Here is a 580-nt window from a genome sequence, read left to right as displayed (position 1 = left end):
TCCAGCGCACGTCTCGCGAGCGTTGCCAGCCTGGTCGGCACGGCCGCATCGGGCGCGGCAATGGCCATCGGACAGGCGCCGGCCTTTGCGATGGGGGCGACCTATCTGGCGATGGCGGACTCCATCGCGCTGGCAATGGAAAACGCCGTCGCCAGCCAACAACGCGGACAGGTGCTCGCCGGTGCCGCACTCACCCAGATCCTTGCTTTGATCATCCAGAAGGGAGCGAGTTCGCCATGATCGACGACAGTACCGTGAACAGCCAGATCGTCGACGCCGTCAGCAGCGTCGTGACGCTGACCACCGGCCAGGCGCCGGCGCATGCGCTCGGCATGCTCGATGCGGTAATGCTGGAGACGTTGGGCATGGCGATGCACAACGCCGTCAACCGGCAGCAGGGCGCCGGCATGATCAATGCAGCTGCCATCACCGCGGCTTGCGCCAAGATGATCTCGGCGCCGTTTCCGGCTACCCCACCGCCACCGCCCGCCCCTCCGGGACCCACGCCGACCGTGGCGCCGTTGCCTGGCCCACCGCCGGCGCCTGCTCCCCCGGCGGCGCTGATCGCCGCCGCCGCCGC

At 69.5% G+C, this 580-nt stretch carries 2 protein-coding genes; both read left to right on the top strand.

What is annotated here, in order from left to right; translation table 11 throughout:
• Positions 1–60: 60 nt before the first annotated feature.
• Positions 61–240, top strand: a complete 180-nt coding sequence (locus tag CKY51_RS22215; protein WP_152250064.1) for a RebB family R body protein — start codon at positions 61–63, stop codon at positions 238–240.
• Positions 237–580 (top strand): RebB family R body protein (locus CKY51_RS22210; RefSeq protein WP_211904951.1); only part of this gene is annotated, 344 nt, incomplete at its 3' end. The genes CKY51_RS22215 and CKY51_RS22210, both read left to right, overlap by 4 nt.

The sequence above is a fragment of the Xanthomonas maliensis genome (genome assembly GCF_009192945.1).
In the GTDB taxonomy this organism is placed as follows: domain Bacteria; phylum Pseudomonadota; class Gammaproteobacteria; order Xanthomonadales; family Xanthomonadaceae; genus Xanthomonas; species Xanthomonas maliensis.
This window is presented reverse-complemented; position numbering and strand designations above follow the sequence as displayed.